The 19,510-nt window shown below is 63.8% G+C and carries 16 protein-coding genes; 13 read left to right on the top strand and 3 right to left on the bottom strand.

From position 1 onward, the window contains the following. The first annotated feature begins 22 nt into the window (after positions 1-22). From G3N94_RS11425 to G3N94_RS11380, 10 genes are all read left to right on the top strand, one after another. The gene (locus G3N94_RS11425) at positions 23-922 is read left to right on the top strand and encodes a 3-oxoacyl-[acyl-carrier-protein] synthase III C-terminal domain-containing protein (protein ID WP_241021766.1); all 900 of its coding nucleotides are present in this window, start codon (positions 23-25) and stop codon (positions 920-922) included. Continuing rightward, positions 919-1,866, top strand: coding sequence for a 3-oxoacyl-[acyl-carrier-protein] synthase III C-terminal domain-containing protein (locus tag G3N94_RS11420; protein WP_205792492.1), 948 nt, complete (start codon positions 919-921; stop codon positions 1,864-1,866). Before G3N94_RS11425 ends, G3N94_RS11420 begins: the two co-directional genes overlap by 4 nt. A gap of 46 nt (positions 1,867-1,912) precedes the next feature. Further along, entirely contained in the window at positions 1,913-3,532 is a 1,620-nt protein-coding gene (locus tag G3N94_RS11415) for an acyl-CoA ligase (AMP-forming), exosortase A system-associated (RefSeq protein WP_205792491.1), read from the top strand. After that, positions 3,529-4,737, top strand: a complete 1,209-nt coding sequence (locus G3N94_RS11410; protein ID WP_205792490.1) for a pyridoxal-dependent decarboxylase, exosortase A system-associated — start codon at positions 3,529-3,531, stop codon at positions 4,735-4,737. Before G3N94_RS11415 ends, G3N94_RS11410 begins: the two co-directional genes overlap by 4 nt. A 24-nt stretch (positions 4,738-4,761) precedes the next feature. Continuing rightward, positions 4,762-5,880 (top strand): acyl-CoA dehydrogenase family protein, encoded by a 1,119-nt coding sequence (locus tag G3N94_RS11405; RefSeq protein ID WP_205792489.1) that lies wholly within the window; start codon positions 4,762-4,764, stop codon positions 5,878-5,880. Then, on the top strand, positions 5,877-6,458 hold the full coding sequence (locus G3N94_RS11400; RefSeq protein ID WP_205792488.1) for a GNAT family protein: 582 nt from the start codon (positions 5,877-5,879) through the stop codon (positions 6,456-6,458). The genes G3N94_RS11405 and G3N94_RS11400 overlap by 4 nt, the downstream gene beginning before the upstream one ends. Beyond that, entirely contained in the window at positions 6,455-7,507 is a 1,053-nt protein-coding gene (locus G3N94_RS11395; protein ID WP_205792487.1) for a 3-oxoacyl-ACP synthase, read from the top strand. Before G3N94_RS11400 ends, G3N94_RS11395 begins: the two co-directional genes overlap by 4 nt. Further along, the gene (locus G3N94_RS11390) at positions 7,504-8,430 is read left to right on the top strand and encodes a 3-oxoacyl-ACP synthase (protein WP_205792486.1); all 927 of its coding nucleotides are present in this window, start codon (positions 7,504-7,506) and stop codon (positions 8,428-8,430) included. The genes G3N94_RS11395 and G3N94_RS11390 overlap by 4 nt, the downstream gene beginning before the upstream one ends. A 370-nt stretch (positions 8,431-8,800) precedes the next feature. Continuing rightward, the gene (locus G3N94_RS11385; protein WP_205792485.1) at positions 8,801-9,511 is read left to right on the top strand and encodes an autoinducer binding domain-containing protein; all 711 of its coding nucleotides are present in this window, start codon (positions 8,801-8,803) and stop codon (positions 9,509-9,511) included. Positions 9,512-9,772: 261 nt separating this feature from the next. After that, positions 9,773-10,474, top strand: coding sequence for an acyl-homoserine-lactone synthase (locus G3N94_RS11380; RefSeq protein ID WP_205792484.1), 702 nt, complete (start codon positions 9,773-9,775; stop codon positions 10,472-10,474). Between the two features lie 71 nt (positions 10,475-10,545). Here G3N94_RS11380 and G3N94_RS11375 read toward each other — a convergent pair whose 3' ends face one another. Then, entirely contained in the window at positions 10,546-11,112 is a 567-nt protein-coding gene (locus tag G3N94_RS11375) for a hypothetical protein (protein ID WP_205792483.1), read from the bottom strand. A 431-nt stretch (positions 11,113-11,543) separates the two neighbouring features. Here G3N94_RS11375 and G3N94_RS11370 point away from each other — a divergent pair, with 431 nt between their 5' ends. The 3 genes from G3N94_RS11370 to G3N94_RS11360 all read left to right on the top strand — a co-directional run bounded on the left by G3N94_RS11370 (position 11,544) and on the right by G3N94_RS11360 (position 13,374). Beyond that, positions 11,544-11,831: a hypothetical protein gene (locus G3N94_RS11370; RefSeq protein ID WP_205792482.1), complete on the top strand. Its 288-nt coding sequence runs from the start codon at positions 11,544-11,546 to the stop codon at positions 11,829-11,831. Beyond that, entirely contained in the window at positions 11,782-12,138 is a 357-nt protein-coding gene (locus tag G3N94_RS11365; protein WP_241021765.1) for a type II toxin-antitoxin system RelE/ParE family toxin, read from the top strand. Before G3N94_RS11370 ends, G3N94_RS11365 begins: the two co-directional genes overlap by 50 nt. A 63-nt stretch (positions 12,139-12,201) precedes the next feature. Beyond that, positions 12,202-13,374: a porin gene (locus tag G3N94_RS11360; protein ID WP_205792480.1), complete on the top strand. Its 1,173-nt coding sequence runs from the start codon at positions 12,202-12,204 to the stop codon at positions 13,372-13,374. A gap of 84 nt (positions 13,375-13,458) precedes the next feature. Here G3N94_RS11360 and G3N94_RS11355 read toward each other — a convergent pair whose 3' ends face one another. Both G3N94_RS11355 and G3N94_RS11350 read right to left on the bottom strand, forming a co-directional pair. After that, complete coding sequence (locus G3N94_RS11355) at positions 13,459-18,132, bottom strand: cellulose synthase subunit BcsC-related outer membrane protein (protein ID WP_205792479.1); 4,674 nt, start codon at positions 18,130-18,132, stop codon at positions 13,459-13,461. A 1-nt stretch (position 18,133) separates the two neighbouring features. Beyond that, positions 18,134-19,510: cellulose biosynthesis cyclic di-GMP-binding regulatory protein BcsB (locus G3N94_RS11350; protein ID WP_205792478.1), on the bottom strand; the 1,377-nt coding region annotated here is incomplete at its 5' end.

Here is a 19,510-nt window from a genome sequence, read left to right as displayed (position 1 = left end):
CGGGAGCGTGCGCGAAACCGTCATGCAGGCCGTCTATGCCGACACCCTCCGGTGGCGCGACAGTATCGCGCCACTCAGTGGCGACGGCCGCTTACCGCCCCAAGCCGGCTTCGCAACCGCTGACCTGGTCGCCACCGAGCCCAGCCTGACGCTGTCGGACATGGCGCTCACCGCCGCCAGGACACTCATCGAAGCCGTGCCTCACGCAGAAGACGCCGTGCCGGATCAAATCATCGTGTGCACCACCAGTTTCGAACACGACCTGGCGCTGTCCTGTGCTTGCCGTCTGCACAACGCCCTTGGATCGAATCGGCCTCCCTTCGCGATCGGGCAGCTTCATGGCGTATCGCTCGTGATGGCGTTGGAGACTGCCATGGCCATGATGGCCGCCGACACCCGAATGAGCACGATCCTGATCGCCGCGGCAGAGCGCTGGCGCGCGCCGTTTTCGCGCCGCGTCGGCGTGCTCACCGCGATGGGTGACGGAGCCGCTGCTTTGTTGATTGCACGGCGCCCCCGTCCAGGATGGCGCGTGCGCCATCTCACGATACGCACACCATGCCCTTTTTCCTCGACGGCGATAGGAACGCAATACATCGACACAGCGACGCTCGCGAATGTCATTCACGAGACGTGCATGCGCGCTGAATTGCGGCCCGCGGAAATCGACTGGATTGTGCCCGCTGCAATCAACGCAGAGCTGTCACACGAAGTCAACGCACGTTGCGGACTGCCGGCCGAACACGTCTGGAACGACGAAGCGGCGCCCGGCTATCTCGGCGCCGCGGACCTCCCCGCGCGTCTCGACGGTCTGCTTCGGTCGACCTCCCCCTCCAACAGACAGCGCGTGCTCGTCTGGTCAGCCGGCCTCCAAGGGCAGGCCGGCTGCGCCATCCTCGAATATTGCGGAGATGCGCCATGACTGCCTCGGTACAAGTCCCTTTGTTCTCACTGTCCAACATCGAGTTCAGCCTACCCGAGAGGACAGTCGATACGCGTCGCTGGGCAGCGCGTTGCGATCTGCCCGATGCGCGCGCCCGTGCGCTGTTCGACAACGGCGTCGCGCAGTTCCACGATGCATGCGGTGAATCGCCGGTCGCGCTCGCCATTCGCGCCGTTTCCGAACTGCTGCGTCGAACCCGCACGACGCCCACGACGATCGACGCACTCGTATTTACCCACACGATCCAGACCAGCGTCATCGCGCCGCCCGCCAGTACAGTCCAACAGATACAGTCCCACACGGGCCTGCATCGGGCATTGGCATTCTCGATTGCACAACAGCACTGTGTCTCGCCGATGGCGGCCATCCGCGTCTTGCTTGCACTCGCCGCCCGGCACCCGCCCATCGAGCGAGCAATCATAGTCTGCTCCGATGTGATCGGCGCCGAATGCGATCGACTGCGTGCAATCCAGGACCTCGCCCTGCACAGCGACGGCGCCTGTGCAATGCTGCTCGAGCGCGATGGCCCGCGCAATGTCATTGCCGGTCTGCACCTGTACACGGATGGCCGCTTCTTCCGTGGCACCGACGACGACTTGCAGCCCGTGCCCGACGATCGCTACTACTGGTCCGCATTTTCCACCATGCGCACCGCCCTTCGACAGGCCGGCATCACGGCCCGCGACGTCACTTCCGTGCTACCCCATCACGTCAATCTGCCCGGCTGGGCAAGACTGATGACGATGCTCGCTGTCCCTCAGGAACGGCTTTTCACCACGAATTTCGGGCGCATCGGTCACGTCTTTGGCGCCGACCCGTTCATCAATTTCCACACCTGCCCCGACCGGGACGCAGGAGGTTGGTCCCTGTTGTTCTCGTGTGGCCTGTCCGGCTGCTTCGGTGCCATGGTGATACGGCACTGACTGCCCGCAGGAACCCCTTCAACGCTCACCCTCACCCACTATCCCCATGAAAAACATCCTGGACCTTGTTCATGCGGCCGCCCATCGAACTCCCGACACTGAGGCTCTGGTACATGGGTCGGTGCGCCTCACCTATCAAGACCTGGTAAGCCGCACGCACGCCCTCGCGCGCATGCTGTCCTCGCTTGGCATCGTGCCGGGTGCGCGTATCGCGATCTTTCTGGACAAGCGGATAGAAGCCGTCGTGTCGATGCTCGGCAGCGCCGCCGCCGGACAGGTGTTCGTCCCAGTCAATCCACTGCTCAAGCCCGACCAGGTTGCGCACGTTCTGCGCGACTGCGGTGCCGACTGCCTGATCACGACTGCGCTACGAGCACGCATGCTCGACGAAAATGGGCTGACAGGCGTTGCCCACACAATCATCGTGGACGATCCCGGTACCGCAGGCCCGCATCTGCAGAGCACGACGAACGTCCATAGCTGGCCCGGGATCACGAGCGCCGGCGAAGACAAAGGCATCGACGTGCATGTGCAGCACTCTCCGGCCGTGTCAGGTATCGATACAGATCTGGCCGCCATCCTCTACACGTCAGGCTCGACGGGGTTGCCCAAAGGCGTGATGCTCAGTCATCGCAACTTGCTCGAGGGGGCCTGGAGCGTCGCGCACTACCTTCGACACGTCGCCTCTGATCGTATCCTCGCCGTTCTGCCGCTCAGCTTTGATGCGGGCCTCAGCCAGCTCACCTCCGCCTGGTCAGTAGGCGCCACTGCCGTTCTCGTCAACTATCTGAGCGCAAAAGACGTCATCGATGCGTGTGAGCGCGAACGCATCACGGCCATTACGGGCGTGCCGCCGCTATGGATGCAACTGGCCCGCGCCACGTGGCCGAAAGCGGCACGCCGAACACTGCGCTATTTCGCCAACACTGGTGGCCGGCTTCCGGTCCCTGTCCTGCAGCAACTGCGCACACTGTTTCCACAAGCGTTGCCATACCTCATGTACGGCCTGACCGAAGCATTTCGCTCGACGTTCCTCGATCCCTCAGAGGTGGACCGCCGACCCGATTCGATCGGCAAAGCCGTGCCGAACGCCCGAATCCTCGTCGTACGTGCCGACGGCTCGCCCTGCGCACCGGGAGAGACCGGCGAACTGGTGCATGTCGGGGCCTGCGTCACATCAGGCTATTGGAACGATGCCGCAAAAACAGCACTGCGCTATCGGCCGTCGCCCGAGCTCAGACCAGGTGGCGCGCCGCGGGACGTCGCCGTCTGGTCCGGCGATCTCGTACGGCGCGACGAGGACGGATTTCTCTACTTCGTCGCACGCAACGATGCCCAAATCAAGAGTTCCGGGTATCGGATCAGTCCAGAAGAGATAGAGGAAACCGTGCACGGCAGCGATCTCGTTACGGAAGCGGTCGCCGCCGGCGTCCCGGATGACGCACTCGGCGAAGCGATTGTCCTGCTGGTCGTGCCCGCTCACGATTCGTTCGATTCTCAAACGCTTCTGGCATGGTGCACGCAGCACTTGCCGCGATACATGGTGCCGCATCACATCGTCGTGCGTCAGGCTATTCCACGTAACCCCAACGGGAAGTTCGACCGGGCCGCATTACGCGCCGCGTTCTCCGGCGCCGAAGCCGGACTCGAAGCGAGGCACCCATGAACCATCCGTTCAGCGAGCACAACGGCGCACTGGTAGTCGGCGGCATCAATATCAACCGGCTCGCCGATCGCGCCGGACGCACGCCGTTCTTCGCCTATGACCGCGCGGCAATCGATGCTCGCGTACGCGTACTGCGCGAGGCGCTGCCGTACGGCGTCCAGTTGCACTACTCGATCAAGGCCAACCCGATGCCCGCTGTCGTGCACCACCTCGCGTCACGGGTCGACGGGTTCGATGTGGCATCCGCGACCGAAATGGCGCTTGCCTTGGACACCGGCATGCCTGCCGACCGGATCGGCTTTGCGGGTCCGGGCAAGGATAGCGACGAGCTGCGTCGCGCCGTTGCAAGTGGCGTCAACATCCACATCGAGTCTGTCACCCAACTGCATCTCGTCGCGGCTCTCGGCTGGCAACTCGGTGTACAGCCCAACGTCGCGATTCGCATCAACCCGGACTTCCATGTGAATCACAGCGGCATGCGCATGGGAGGCGGATCAGCCCCGTTCGGCGTCGACGTCGAGCAAGTTCCCGCATTGCTGCGCGAACTCCACACACGCGACGTGGCCCTCGCGGGCTTCCATGTGTTCTGGGGGTCACAATGCCTGCACGCCCCAACCGTTATCCAGGCTCAGCGACAAAGCGCGGACATCGTGATGAAATTGGCTGCCGGCCTGCAAGCGCCCCCGCGATTCGTCAATCTGGGAGGTGGCTTCGGGATTCCCTATTTCGCGGGCGAAACGGCGCTTGATCTGGCTACCGTCGCTGAGGCCATGCGCGGCTGGCTGCCGCAATTCACGGAAAATCTGTCGGGCACCCACATCATCATCGAACTGGGCCGATATCTGGTTGGAGAAGCTGGCATCTACGTATGCCGCGTCATCGACCGCAAGATATCCCGCGGCAAAACGTTCCTCGTCACCGACGGCGGCCTGCACCATCATCTAGCCGCCTCGGGGAATTTCGGGCAAGTTTTGCGCCGCAACTTTCCCGTGGTTCTCGGCAATCGCTTAAGCGAAGCACCACAGGAGCGCAGCCACGTGGTCGGGTGTCTGTGCACACCACTTGACCGGATCGCAGACGACGTATCGCTTCCCGAAGCCCGCATCGGCGATCTCGTGGTCGTGCTGCAATCCGGCGCATATGGACGCTCGGCCAGTCCCAACGACTTCCTCGGTCACCCCGCCGCGATCGAAATGCTCATCTGACAGCGCTCACTTTAGCGGAGGAACATGATGCACGCCTCTGAATCCCCCCAGCCGGATCCCGTGCCCAGCTCGTGGGCATTGACCGACGATCAACGCAACCTCCTTGCTGCGAGCCAACGCTTCGCTCGCGAGCGGCTGGTCCCCTTGCTGTCGCAATCGCCTTCGGCAACGGTGTGGCAGGAAACCGTCAAGCAGGCCGCGGCACTCGATCTCGGGACGATGATCCTGCCTACGCAATTGGGCGGCATGGCAATCAATCGCCACGATCTATCTCTCATCATTGAGGCACTCGCCGCCGGCCCCCTCGAGCGGACGGCCGAGCTGACCCTAAGCGCACCGGCGCTGATGACGATGTGCGCGCATCAGGCGCTCGACGGGCTTCCCACACGCAATATTCAGGACTATTTCGACGGCACAACGTCGATTGCCTTGAGCATGCCGGATACCGACACCGCCTCGTTATGGCGGCTGCGCTCACAAGCACACACAAGCGGACTGACGCTATGGATCGATACCGGTTGCCAGAAGCTCGTCCTCATCGAGCAGCCAACCGATTCGAAGCCTTCACCATACACGTGCATCGCGCGGCTCGGCGCCCTCTGCCTTGAGCAATTCAGTCTGGACGAGGCGCGAGCCGATCCACCGCTTGCCACGCTCGAACTGCCCGACTGCCACGGCAATTCGCCGGCGCAGACGTGGCTCACGGAAGCCGGCCTCTACCTGTGTGCACTGCTAATCGGTGCGATGCAGCATAGCGTTCAGTTCGCGCTCGACTACGGAACAACCCGGCAAGCGTTCAGAAAGCCGTTGGTCACGCATCAGCTCGTCGCTACACGACTGGCCGATATGCTGATCACCACCCACAGCAGCCACCTGTTTCTGCGATCCGTGGCAAACGCCCATCCAGCGGCCCCCGCATCGCTAATTCGTCAACTCGTTCGGCACGTCGCCGCCGAATCCGTTGATCTCAGCCGCGAACTCGTCCAGTTCTGCGGCGGTCACGGCTATGTCGAAGGGTTTCCGCCGGCCGTGCGCTTCCAGACAAATCACTGGTTTGCGTGGCTGCTGATGCGAATCGACGCGGCGCTCGCGCCGTTCACGGCATCCGCGCAGCCGCAACGGCCGGACGGAGGCTATGCATGAGCGAGCGCATCTCCACAAAATGCCCCTGCCAGCACACAGCTAACGAGACTTCAGTCAGATACTGGCTGCGCGAACCGAATCATGACGACGTCCAGGATATCGCTGCCTGGCTCGCACAATCGGATATCAACCGATGGTTCGATTTCGGGCTCGGTCGACAGGCGTTGCCGGCACTCGCCGTGCACGCAATGTTGCACGCCGGGCGACATCGAATACGCGTGTTCGGCCCGGCCGGATACCGGACTCCAAGTGGTCTGGTCGCAGTGAGCGACGTCACGCACCGCTTCGCGATGGGCTCGTTCTGGGTACTGCGGGACAGGCAACGCCCCGCATACCCCAATATCGCGTACGACGCTTCAAAGCGTCTCCTTCGTGAAGCATTCGATCACGACCAACTGCACTGCGTCACCGCATGGGCACTCCAGTGCAACGCCCCGTCCCAGCGTCTGCTCGCGCGACTCGGCTTTCGACTGATCGGGCTGCAGCGCGACTGTCATCTCATCGAGGGTGTGCGGGTTGGCCGGCTTCTCTATGATTTGCTGCCGGACGACCTCGCCGTCCCGCCAAATACGTTGTGAACGCACCCGTAATCACGGCAATCGCCACCTATGTGCCGCCCGCGATTTCGCTGGACCGCTGGCGCATTATCGAAACCACGCTCAGCGCGGCGATACCGTCCGGCTGGGACGCGTGGGTCCGGTCATGGGGTCCGGAATTCGGCGCATTTGAACAAGTAGCTGCGGCGGCCACCGACTGCCATGCCGCCAGACAAGCAAAAGTATCTGGAGCATATCGGGTACCCGTCGAGCAAGAAGCCGATCAATCCGGGCTTGCAGCCCGGGTGGCGCAGACGATCAGTGAAGCGAGACGTTCAGACAGCGCACCCATCGATATCGTGATGTTCTGCCACAGCAGTCTCAATGAGCATGTCTCGACAACGACTGCAGGACGCCTGTGCGCGGTGGTCGGCACACCATGCTTTCCCTTCTCCGTGTCCCAACAACAGGGCGCCTCGTTGTTTACCGCGCTGCAACTGGCCAGGGATCTCTTGATCGCGGAACCCGATATCCACGCCGTCCTGATCGTTGCTGCGGAAAAATGGTGCCCGCCGTTTTCGCGCTCGATCGGTCACCACATGCTGCACGGTGACGCGGCCGGCGCCCTGCTGGTGGAGCGGCACACGGACACCGCCCGTGGACTCCAGGTGATCGACACGGCGACCCATGCGCTTCACCCATTTTCAGTTCAGCGCCCATACGCAGGCGCGGCGCTCGGTCCGTGTTGGGCACCGGCGCTACTGGCGATGGTTGATGACATGTTGGCGCGACAAGGTCTTCTTCCGGTCGATCTTTCAGCCGTGGTCGGACAGGACATCGATTTTCAATTGAACGACCTCCTATCTCGGCACCTCGGTTTCCAACCAATTGGACGCGATCGCCACGCGTACCTGGGCGCCACCGACTCCATCGTGCAACTGGCCGACAGGCTCCGCACAAGCGAACTGCTCCCGCACAGCCGATTGCTCGTGTGGGGAATCGGGCTCGGTGGCTATGTCGGCTGCGCGCTGCTCGCGTCCCGAGGCAAACCGTTGCTGCATCACATCGACACGCGCGTTGCGTCGTCATGACCATGCGATTCGGCATTGCGCATGTCGCCTACTACCTGCCCGATCGTATCAACGACGTTCGGCACTGGGGCCAGAAAACGGGACAGTCGGACGCGACCATGACGCGCCTCGAGCAAGCGGGCGTGCGACGTTTCCACGAAGCGGCAGGACAGAGCGCGTTGTCGCTCGCGGCCAACGCAATCGAGACGCTGCTCGCCACTGCGACACTCGCACCCGACACGATCAATTGCCTCGTCTATGTCCACACGCTGCAAGGCAGCATTGCACCACCGCCGCTTTCCCTGCCGAAGCTCCTGTGCGAACGGTTTGGCTTCGTGAACGCCGAGGCGTTTTCGTTTGCCCAGCAGCACTGCGCATCCTCACTCGGCGCCCTACGCGTCATTCGCGCGATGTTGATCGCCCGCCCTGCCGTCAATAGAGTGTTGCTGGTCGGGGCCGATGTCATGCCGATCGAAGCCGAACGGCTGATGGGCGCGGCCGGGCTCCTGAGCGACGGTGCGTGCGCCGCGCTGATCGAACGCGATGCCAAGGTCAACCGCGTGCTCGCATTGGCAAGCCACGCAAGCGGAAGCGGCTGGCGGGGGATGCTCGGAGAAGGAGATCCACGCTTTGCAGCCCAGTATTTTCTCGCAGCCCGGCGGCTGATCAAGCAGGCCACCGACGAAGCACACCTGCCATTGGCCGAGATCCAGCGCATTCTGCCGTCCCATCTGGATCTACCGGCGTGGCACCGCATCATCAAATCCCTCAGGCTTGCGCCGACGTGCCTGTTTGCCAACAATTTTACCCGCGTCGCACATGTCACCGTGAGCGACCCCTTCATCAATCTCGCCGATTGCGACGGCCTGATTCCAGGCAAACCATTCCTGCTTTATGCACAAGGGGTCGGCGGATTTTCGGCGGCAGCGCTGCTAATGCGCTAGCCACGCATTTCAATCGGGATTCGACGCCACTTTGCGCACTCAGCCTGCACAAGCACCGCCCGTCGCGACAAAATGTTCTTGCCATCAAAATCACTGGATCTTCCAATCAAAAATCCGGTATCAAACTATTACAATTAAATGGCCGGACCCCGTCACACAACAATTAAAATGATAACTTCATGATTATGACGTGTTTCAGAGGCCCGACCGAAATGCGATCCATATCAGACATCCCGCCCCCTCGTGGCACCGTGTACGCCAAGTCTCATCCGGCAGACGCGAGGGAGTGACGGTGCCCTCTGTCTTCCGATATCGCACGAGTGGTTTGTCATCGAAACCGCTACCGTCAAACAGGGAATGGGCGGTTCGGATGTTTCGTTTTCTCGTGCCATTCTCAAAGTCCAGCAGCCTCCGATCGCTTTCCAACTCGTTTGGCAACGTTGCACATTCGTTAGGCTTTCCTTGCTACGCGATCAGCAGAATATCAAGATTTCGCTCGCGCTCTACACCAAGCATATGCGTCGAGGTGATCTGCGCACATTATCCCAATAATTGGGTAGAGCATTACCAGCAATACGACTATGGACTTATTGACCCCGTACACCGGGCAGCTTTCACCTGTGCCTCACCTTATCGTTGGGGCGACATTTCCGGCTTGAACGACATCGAGCGGCGTGTGCTTGGAGAAGCCCGCGATGCAGGATTGATGCATGGGCTCAGCGTGCCGATTCACGAGCCGGACGGCAACGTTCTGCTCTTCAGCTTCTCCGGTCCGCGCTCTCGCGTCAATGACCTCCTGAACACACGGCTGGCCCATTTGACCAGCTCGCTCTTCCATTTCGAACTTCAGCGCCTCACTTCGATCCCCCATCTTGAGCCGCCCCTTCGCCTTTCTTCCCGCCAACAGGAATGCCTTTTCTGGGTCGGCCAGGGAAAAACATCGTCGGAGATCAGCATCATCATGGGAATATCGCACCACACGGTTGACTACCACATTGGTGAAGCCATGAAGAGCCTGAACGTCAATAGTCGCACGAAGGCCGCTGTGTACGCCGCCGTCTACGGACTGATCCAGCACTGACTGCCGCGCCGGCCAGTGCTCTCCCAAGCGTGACCCCGACGAATCGTCCACGCGATCGCCATGAGCGCCGGCCTACCCGTTTCCGTAAATTCGAACGTCTCAGATACTGAATCGCGTTGACTTGCGCCATCGCGCGCGGGCTTCGCCTGTCGCCATGGGTATTGGCGCGCGATTCAACCATTATCCCTCCCAGAGTAACCAGTTCCTCCCGGAGCGTCACGTTGCTAACGTGGCACTCTTCAACACACGAGGGGAACGCTCATGTTCGACATTGTCGCCGGCAGACTGAATGATCTGCCATTCGAGATCCGCCACGAATTGGGTGCGTATCGGCATGAGGTGTTCGTGCGGCGACTTGGCTGGTCATTACCAAGTGCCAAGGAAAACACCACCGTCGAATGGGATCGATTCGACGACGGAGATACGGTCCAGATTGTTGCGCTCGACCTCCAGCGGCAGATTTGCGGTAGCGCCCGGCTGATATCCACCGTTGGCCCATATCTGCTCCAGGATTTGCTCCCAAGCTCAGTCGCGCTCGCACTACCAACTTCGCCAACGGTATGGGAACTCTCGCGGTTCGCAGCATCCATCACCCATGGCCCAACGGCAAATGCGACGTCTGGCATGCAGCTATTTCCCTACGTACTCGCCATCGCGACGGCACTGGGTGCAACACGCATCATCGGCGTGGTTACACGAGCCATCGCACGGCTATATCGCCGGTTTGGTCTCGACCTTCACTCTATCGGGCCCGATCATGGGACGTCCGAATTTCCGTTTATAGTCTGCACAATTGAGCTCACGTCCTTGACGTTCGCCGAACTCGGCGATCATCCCAACAAGTTGCTGAATACAATCATGTGGTTCGGGTCGCGCGCATCGAAAACGCCTCCCGGCATGAGGTCGGACTCAAACGCAACCGTGTTGCCCAGTGCCCTGCATGACTCCCGATTCACCGTTTAATGTGCCAGAACCCGATGACACAAACTGCACCTTCGCATCGAATTCTTTTTGCACTACTGATGTCTTCCCGATCACGGGAATCGTTTCCCCAATACGACCGGCCGATGATGGCGCATGTCCGCATCCTTCACCCAGTCCGGCCTGATTGCAGATGCATATGCCTGGCTGCTACGCGAGGCTTCACCGTTTGTCTGCGCGCTCAATCCCAGGCGCTCATCGAGCGCATGCGCAACGGTCGAAGACTTTGGAAGGCGGTGACGATCACAATCTGCCCAGAACGCGCGCATGGTGTCAAACAACACTGACAGTATCGCCGTCACGTAGGGCAATCTAACGATCACGCCATTTCGCTGCGGGTCGCCTTCGACTCCATTGGGGAAATCGTCCGTCATATCAGTTGGCATATTGATCCGCAGCGCGTCGAGTTCGCGCTGCAAGCGATCTTCGACGCAATAGTGCACGACCGCTGAATTCGCCAGCACCTTCCCGAGTTCGGACAGTTTCCGATCCCTCAATTGAATGCCTCTCGTGAGCCGACGGATTTCAGCTTCGGCACGCTGTAGGCGTGCTTGCATAGCGGCGCAATCACACGACAGCGTCGAGCAAGTTTCTTTGACACTCGATTGCCATTCATCCATGGTGTGCCTCGCCGTGCACGCAGCGCATAGAGCGCCACAAGAACCACAACCAGAATGCGCGAGCCCCATCGTCCCGCGATATCTAGCGACATATTACGTGAGATCGAATCGCAAGCACTCAGGACTCGAGAAACAGCAAGATGCCGATCCAGAACTTTCGTATACATTATTTCGTTTCTATCGGACACAATGTCAACTATGAAACTAAGCAGGATCGACCCAATTGGCAATCGCTGATCGGCCGCCCACGTGTTCCCTCAATGTTCCTTGAAGATTCGCACATATCGATGTAGCTGCGATTTCCCTCGTGACGAGCTAACAGAAATGCAACATGGGATTTGGAGGACACCCGCATTTCGCCGACACGGCGTTTCTGCTCGCCAGGCGATGTACTACGCTGCACTTGTCATGTAACACATGAGAGCAACGCCATGAGCGAAGCAACCTCTACCTTCCGGGTCGATGAGACCCTCAAAGCCGAGTTTGCCACGGCCGCGAATACCCACCACCGCACCGGCGCGCAGCTCCTGCGCGACTTCATGCGTGACTACGTCAAGCAACAGCAGGAAGCGGCGGAACATGACGCGTGGCTGCGAGCCAAGGTCGAACGGTCGCGGGCCTCGGCCAACGCCGGTAATCTGGTGCCGGCCGCCGAGGTCGAGGCCAGGTTTGCAGTGCGTCGAGCAGCAACACGTCGTCGACTTGACGCGCCGAAGTGATGAATTCTTGTGGACGCCAGAGGCGATACAAGACCGTGAGGATATTTACGACTACATCGAGGCGGACAATCCAGCGGCCGCGCTGGATCTCGATGAGCTGTTAGAGGAAAAAACCGCGCTGCTGGTCGACCATCCGAATCCAGGCCGGCTTACATACCCGCTCCGCCATTGCACACCTGCGCGGCATCCACTCGTGCGATGCCACGCCATCGCACGGCACTGCTCGCATCGCCACGGCCACATCCTCCGCACCGACGCAAGCCCACCCACACCTGATAACGATTCAAGAATTTGTTGGTTCCCTTGAAAGTGCGCGGTCCGTATCGTTCAGCGATTCGTTAGACCAATCGACTACGGGGGTAACCACAACATGACAGCGTTCAAGCGCCTCACCCTTCTCGCACTGCCGGCGGCACTCGCCGCCACCGGCGCGCACGCGCAGAGCAGCGTCACGCTGTACGGCATCGTCGACGCGGGCATTGCGTACGTGCGCAATGCACAGGACGCAAGCGGCAACAATGCGAAGAATCTCGTCAAGTTCAGCAGCGGCAACCTGTCGGGCAGCCGCTGGGGACTGCGCGGCACCGAGGATCTCGGCGGCGGCCTCGCCGCACTGTTCCAGCTCGAGAACGGCTTCAACGTCGGCACCGGCGCGCTCGGCCAGGGTAGCCGCGAGTTCGGCCGCAAGGCGATCGTCGGCCTCACGCACAACACATGGGGCACCGTGACGCTCGGCCGCCAGTACGACCCCATCGTCGATCTCGTGCAGGGCGTCACCGCGGACAACTACTTCGGTGGCGTGTTCGCGACGCCGGGCGACCTCGACAACTACGACAACAGCCTGCGCGTGTCGAACTCGGTGAAATACACGAGCCCGCTGATCTCCGGCTTCCAGTTCGAAGCGCTGTACGGCCTGGGCGGCGTCGCGGGCTCGACGGGTAGCGGTCGCACGTACAGCTTCGGCCTGAGCTACGCGAACGGCCCGCTGTCGCTCGGTGCAGGTTACTTCTTCACGAACGGCGGCACGACGACGGCGAACGGCGTGCGCACGTGGACAAGCAGTTCCGACACGCTGTTCAACACCGTCATCAACCAGGGCTTCGCGAGCGCGAAGTCGATTCAGATCGTGCGCGTCGGCGGCCAGTACGTGCTCGGGCCGGCAACCTTCGGTCTCGCGTATTCGAACACGCAGTACGGTGCGGACACGCTGTCGGCGTTCAGCCAGACCGCGAAGTTCAACAACGGCTCGGCATTCCTGAACTGGCAGTTCTCGCCCGCACTGCGCGCAGGCGTCGGCTACAACTACACGTCGCTGACGGGCCCGACTTCCGCGCATTACAACCAGGTCAACGTTGGCGGCGATTACGCGCTGTCGAAACGCACCGACGTATATGCGCTGTTCGGCTACCAGAAGGCGAGCGGCCGCACGCTCAATTCGAGCGGCGCGATCGTGAAGGCCGCCGCGTCGGTCGGGTCGTACGGCGTGAACTCCGGCACGGACACGCAGCAACTCGCGATCGTCGGGATCCGGCACAAGTTCTGACCGCGGGTTCGGATAGCATCGCGCGGTGTGCCCACCGCGTTGCATGCGGGCAGGCTCACGGAGCAATCCGCGCCGCCTGCCCGCTCAATTGGAATCCGCGAGATACGGCGTTGTGAAGGTCCGCGGCGGGAACGGCTGCAATCCGCTCTGCGGCGTGAAGCTGTAGCGCAGATAGATGGCCGCCGCCCATTCGCGATACTGGTACGCGTTGCCGAACGACGCAGTCGCGCCGACGGCGAGCTGCGACGCAAACTGATACTCGCCGCGCGCCGCGAGCGAATAGGCAACGCCGGTCTTGCTGCGCGCCGGATAGACGGCCCCAGGGTCGAGCTGCAACGTCGAGGAGAGGTTGGCAACGTTGGCAACAAGCGCCGCTTGCGCCTGCATGCCCGGATCGAGCGGGAAATAAGGCACCTCGTTCTGCCGGTAATGCTGTACGCCGATCGACCCGGTCAGATCGTAGGTGAACGCGCCGGTACGGCCCGCATACTCGATCGGGATATTCAGGATCACGTATTGCTGCGGACTGAAATAGCCGCCCTGCCCGTACGTGAAATATGACTGGTTCTGGCTGAAGCGCATCCACGTTGCATTCACGCCGACGGTGAGGGTCTGGTCGGCATCGCGAAACAGACGCGTATACGCGCCGCCGCCGCCCTTGCCCGAAAAGTTGCGCTCGACGTGGTGGCCGTCGTAGTAATCGAATGAGCCGGCGACATAGAGCCCGCTCGTGCCGTCGTCCCAACCCAGCGCGCCGCGCACCCCGCTGCGCGTCACGCCGCCCCACTTGAGCCCGGCGCCCGAGTCGCGCGCGCCCGCGAACGACAGCAGGCTGTCGGTCACCGCGCGGCGCATGACGGCCAGCGAATAGGACGCCCTGTCGGTCATCGCGCCGTCGTAGCGCACACCGCCGACCACGTCCTGGAACGGGAATCCGACCGGCGTTGCGCCGATGTCGGCCTTCAGCTGCTTGCCTTCGTAACCGACGGACAGGCCGACGCCGCTCGCCGACTGCGAGCCCGGCAAGCCGTTCAAGCGCCCGAGCGTCATCCCGGCACCGAAACGGGCGAGCGTCGGTATGTCGGATGGCGGGGTGCCGGCGTCGAGCATGACGGGCGTCGCGGTCACGACCACGTGGCCATTACCGGCCTTGATACGTCCCTCGATCGGCGTCTCGATATCGCTCAGGCCCGACAGCCCGTCTTCGCCCGTGCGATTCCGGAACACGAGCCCGCCGGTCACCGTGCTCGCCTGATCGCGATTCACCTGCGCGAGTTCGGCGGCAACACCGAGCGTCTGCGCATTGGCGTCCGCATTCGCGCCGCGCTGCACAGGTCCGGCTGCGGCATAGCTCTGCGCGTAGCCCGCAGGCGGTTGCGGGATGTAGGGCTGCTGCCCGTAGGCTTGACCGTATCCGTCCGATGCATACGGTTGCTGCGAATACGAAGGTTGCGCACGCATCTGTCTGCCATAGCCCGGTTGACGAGACATCGGTGGCGCATAGGCCGGTTGCCGATCATCTGCCTGCGATGCGTAGGCCTGCCCGTATGCGGGCAGACGACCGGGCGGCTGCATATCGGATGAATTCGCGTACGAATTCGGGCCGCCGCGCGCAACCCGGCTCGACCTTGCGGACCGCGCACGCGTTACCGGTGCCTGTGCCACTGCCGCCGACGGCTGCGCAGCTCGCGCGGCGGGCGACATCGGCCACGGCGTCGACACGTAGCCCTGATCGCCGCCTACGTCATCGCCCGGCACGCCGTATCCGGCAGGTGGCACCATCTGCTGCGCATCGGCCGCAGCCGGCAGATACCGTGCATATCTCCGCCCCGTCGCGGGGCCGCCCGCGTCCGCCGCGCCGCCGGCCGCCTGGCCGTAACCGCTGGAATCGCTGAAATCACCGTCCGCCGCCGGCGCGGCCCCATACGGCACTGGCGCGCGCGATTCCGGCGCGACGGCGGGTGTCATGTAAGTCGCGGGCGGCGCAGGCGGCATCGAGTAAGGCACGGTCGGAGCGGAAGAAGACGGAGAAGACGAGTTGGACCACGAAGGCATCCCCGGCAGCGGCACCACGGTGCCCGCATCGGCGGCGGAGCGCACGGCATCGACCGAGGTCTTGCCTTCGAACGGATTGGTGCCCGGCAACGGATTCGCGCCGATCCGCTGCATCGCAGCCTCCCAGCCGCGCGGCACATTTTGGCGGGCGCTGCCGGTGCTGCGCACGGGCGGCGTGTTGCCGGCCAGCAACGAACGCTGCAGATACTGCGCGGCGAGCGACAACTGCCCCTCCGCGCGATACAGCCGGCCGATCGCCGCGAGCAGCGCCGGGTCGTCCGGCGAGATCCTCAGCGCGGCGGCCGCGAACGCCTCGCCGTCGCGCCATGCCTTCGCGCCGCTCGCCGCGTAGATCGCGGCGATCAGCAAACCCGGATCGTCCGGCCGGCGAGCCAGCGCGATCCGATAGCACGTCAACGCGTTCGCGGAATCTCCGGCCGACGCATACAGGCGCGCGAGCGCGGCCTGCAGCTCCGGGCTGTCGGGCATCGCGGCGAGCCACGGTGCGATGACGGCGTAGCCGCCGGCCAGGTCGCCACGCTGCCGCACCGCGTCGGCCTGACGCACGACGATCTCGAGGTTCAGCGCGTCGAAATCGCTGCGCTGCTGCGGCGTCAGCTGCATCGCGGCGAGGCGGCGCATTGCGTCGCCGAGCAGCGAATCCTGACGGCCGGCCAGCAGGATGCGCGCGTATTGCAGCAGCACGCCCGCGTTGCCGGGCTCGCGGGCCAGCGCACGTTGCACGAGCCACAGCGCGCGCGACGTGTCGCCCGCCGCAAGATAGCCAGCGGACAGCTGCACCGCCAGCGCCGGCGCCTCCTGCCCGATCGCTTCCGTTTCGCGCAACACGCCGAGCGCCTGGGCGCGCTGGCCATGCTGCGCCATCCGTGTCGCAAGCTCGACCTGCTGGCCGACCCACAGCCGGTGTTGCAACGTCGTCATCGCGGCCGTGCGCTGCTCGGCGGGAATGCGCTCGAGCCGCTGCAGCCCGATCGACCAGTCATGCGTCTGCTCGGCGAGCAGCGCGCTCGCGTAGAGCGCGTCGGGCATGTCGGGATGCTCGGCAAGCAGCCCGTCCATCATGCTGCGTGCCGAAGCGATCGCGCCCTGCCGCACATACACGCGTGCCAGGTCGAGCCGCAGCCATGGATCGTTCGGGGTGCCGGCAAGCGCATCCTCGAACAGGCTGCGCGCGGCGCCAAGGTCGCCGCGCGCGTCGGCCTCCCGCGCCTGCGCGGCCTCGGCGGTGCGGCGCAAGCGGTCGAAGCCGCCTGCCTTCGACTGCTGTTCGGCCGTCAGTTGCTGCGCGAATTGCATTGCCTCGTCGCCGCGCCCCTGCGCGGCCAGTGCGCCGACGAGCCCGCGCAGCGCATCCGGGTGGTCCGACTGGCGGCGCAGCGCCATCCGGTAGGCCTGCTCCGCGCCGCGCGGATCGCGATTCGCGAGCAGCGCGTCGCCAAGCAGCACCTGCGCGGTGACGTTCGACGGGTCCGCAAGGATCGCGCGCTCGAACAACGCCTTCGCCTTCGCGAAGTCGCCGTTGCTTTGCGCGCCGAGCGCCTCGCTCGTATAGGTCCAGTAAGTCGCGCTGTCGAGCGCCGAGCGCCAGCGTGCCGCATTTCCGCCCCGCGACGCGCGTTCTAGATCGCTACGTGCCTGCGCAAAGCGCTCCTGCTTCAGTTCGACGATGCCGAGGCCGCCAAGCGCGTCGGTATTACCCGGCGACTTCTCCAGTATCGCGTTGAAGCGCGCGCGTGCCGTGTCGAGATCGCCACGGTCGAGCGCGGCGAAGCCATCCGCGATCTCGCGGCCGCGCACCTCGTTCGCCGCGTCCTGCTGACCGCGTTCGCGATTTGCCTCGTCCTGCCGCACCATGCTGTCGTAGCGCGCCTTCACCGGAGGATCGTCGGGCACCACCTTCAGGTACGCAACGTAGCGCACCTGATCCGACGGCCGTGCGGCGAGCCAGAGCAGCGCCTGCCGCCAGCTCTGCCGCGCCTGTGTGCCGACCTTGCCGTCAGCGGCCAGTTGCTCGAGCCGCGCGATGCCGTCGCGGCGCGTCGCGTCGCGATAGGTCAGGTGCTGCGCATACGCGAGCGCATAGCGCGGATCCTCTGGATTGTCCCGCGCGAGCTGCTCGAGCCCGCGCCGGGCTTCGTTCCATCCGCTGGGCGTTGCCGCAAGCGCCTGGTAATACTCGAGCCGCAGCGCGGGCGACGAAGGCGCGCCTTGCAGCGCCCGCTGGTATTGCTGCGCGGCCGACGCGCTTTGCCCCATCTTCGCGAGGCGCCGCGCATCGTTAATTTCGTCGTTGCGCGGGCTCGACTCGCCGAGGCGCTGGCCCAGCTCGTCGATCTGCGGAAAGCCCGGTGCCGTCTGGCGCAACTGCTCCAGATAGCGTTTCGCACCCGCGTTGTCCTTGCGATCGGCGAGCACCATGCCCATCCCGAACAGCGCGTCGGGCTGGTTCGGATCGAGGCCCAGCACTTTCTTCCAGGCTTGGCCCGCGAGATCGCCGCGACCATGTGCCTGCCAGTACTTGCCCTGGTCGATCAGCACCTTGAGCGGATCAGTACCCGCGGCGGCGGCCGGGTGCGGCAGTGCGACCGCGAGCAGGACGCTCGCGACGAGCGCGTGCATGCGGCGTCCCGCGACACCGCGTGCCCGTGCGGCAATGCGCTTGCGTGACAGTCGGGCGCGCATGTCACTCCTTCAGCCGGCGCGCCGCCCGCGCGCGCAGCAAACGATAGAACACCGCCGCCATCACGAGCGCCGCCAGCACGCCCCCCAGCACGAGCAGCAGCGGGTGTGCCGACAGGATCCAGCGCAGGTATTCGATCGGCGACAGCGCACCGACGTGATACGGCACGCCGTTCGACGTGACGCTGACCATGCGGCCGTGAATCACGACCATCCCGCCCTGGATCGACGCCAGCATGTCGTCGTCGAGCAGCGCGCTCCCGAGGTCGTCGTCGGATTGGCCCGGCGCGCTGATCAGCGCAACCGCGCTGCGCGAACTGCGCAGCGGCGATTCAAAGCCGGCGATCAGCGCGCTGGCCTCGTCCGTGACGACGGACAGGTTTGCGCGCACATGCGTCGGCGCGGCACCCTGCGCGCCACGCCACCAGTCCTCGACCTTGAACACCAGATCGGTCAGCGCGAACGTGCTGCCGGCGCCGTCGCCGGAGAACGGCATCTGCTTGTCCCAGCGCTTCAACAGCGGCTGCGTGTCGGGCGCGCCGAGGATCAGCAGGTCCTTGGCGGCGAACGCGTCGACGCCCGCCGCATCCGTCACGCTCACCCCCGTCACCGGATAGCCGGTCGACGCCCCCATGCGGCCCATCACGAGCAGGTACAGGCTGTAGACCGACGGCGTCGGCTCAGCGGGGAGCACGACCGCCGTGTCCGACAGGTCAGCCAGGCGCGTAAACGGAAAGCCGCTGTTCGCAAACGCCGCGAGATCGGGCAGCGTCATGTAATGCGGAAACGACGACACGTCGATCGTCGAATCCGGATCGATCGCGCCTTGCACGTTCTGCAGCAGCCGCCCCGTGCATTCGCCGGTATCCGGGATGTCGTAGTAGAAATTCAGCCGAAGTTGTGCGCGCGGCGTGAGCAGCAGCGGCGGCACGTGAAGGGTCACGCGATCGCTGCCGGTATTGTCGGTGCGGCCAGGCGACAGGTAACGGCCGACGCTCCACCAGGACGTGTCTCGCGCCGGGATCGGCAACTCCTTCAGGAACGTGTCGCCGACGCTCAGATTGAGCGACGAGCGGTCGACGCGCGGGCGCACCGTGTACCGATAACGCAGGTCGATCGGCGCACCGCGCGTGTTCCACATGAACAGGTCGGGCGGCACGCGAAGGTTGATCCGCACCGCGCCCGCATCGTATCCGGACACGGCGAGCGCACGCTCGCCGACCAGCTCGCCGAACCGCACCGGGCGCGTCGACGACAGCCAGTTCGGCGCGTCGTACGGCACGCGCGGCGCGACGTTCGCGAGCCCGGTCACCGCGGCCCGCGTGCCGGCGAGCGCGCTGTTGCCCAGTGCCAGCGCGCTGGCGGCCAGAGCGGAAGAGCC

This window comes from Burkholderia sp. Ac-20353 (assembly GCF_017104785.1).
Taxonomy (GTDB): domain Bacteria; phylum Pseudomonadota; class Gammaproteobacteria; order Burkholderiales; family Burkholderiaceae; genus Burkholderia.
The sequence above is the reverse complement of the archived record's forward strand: the minus strand, read 5'-3'. Positions and strand labels throughout refer to the sequence as shown.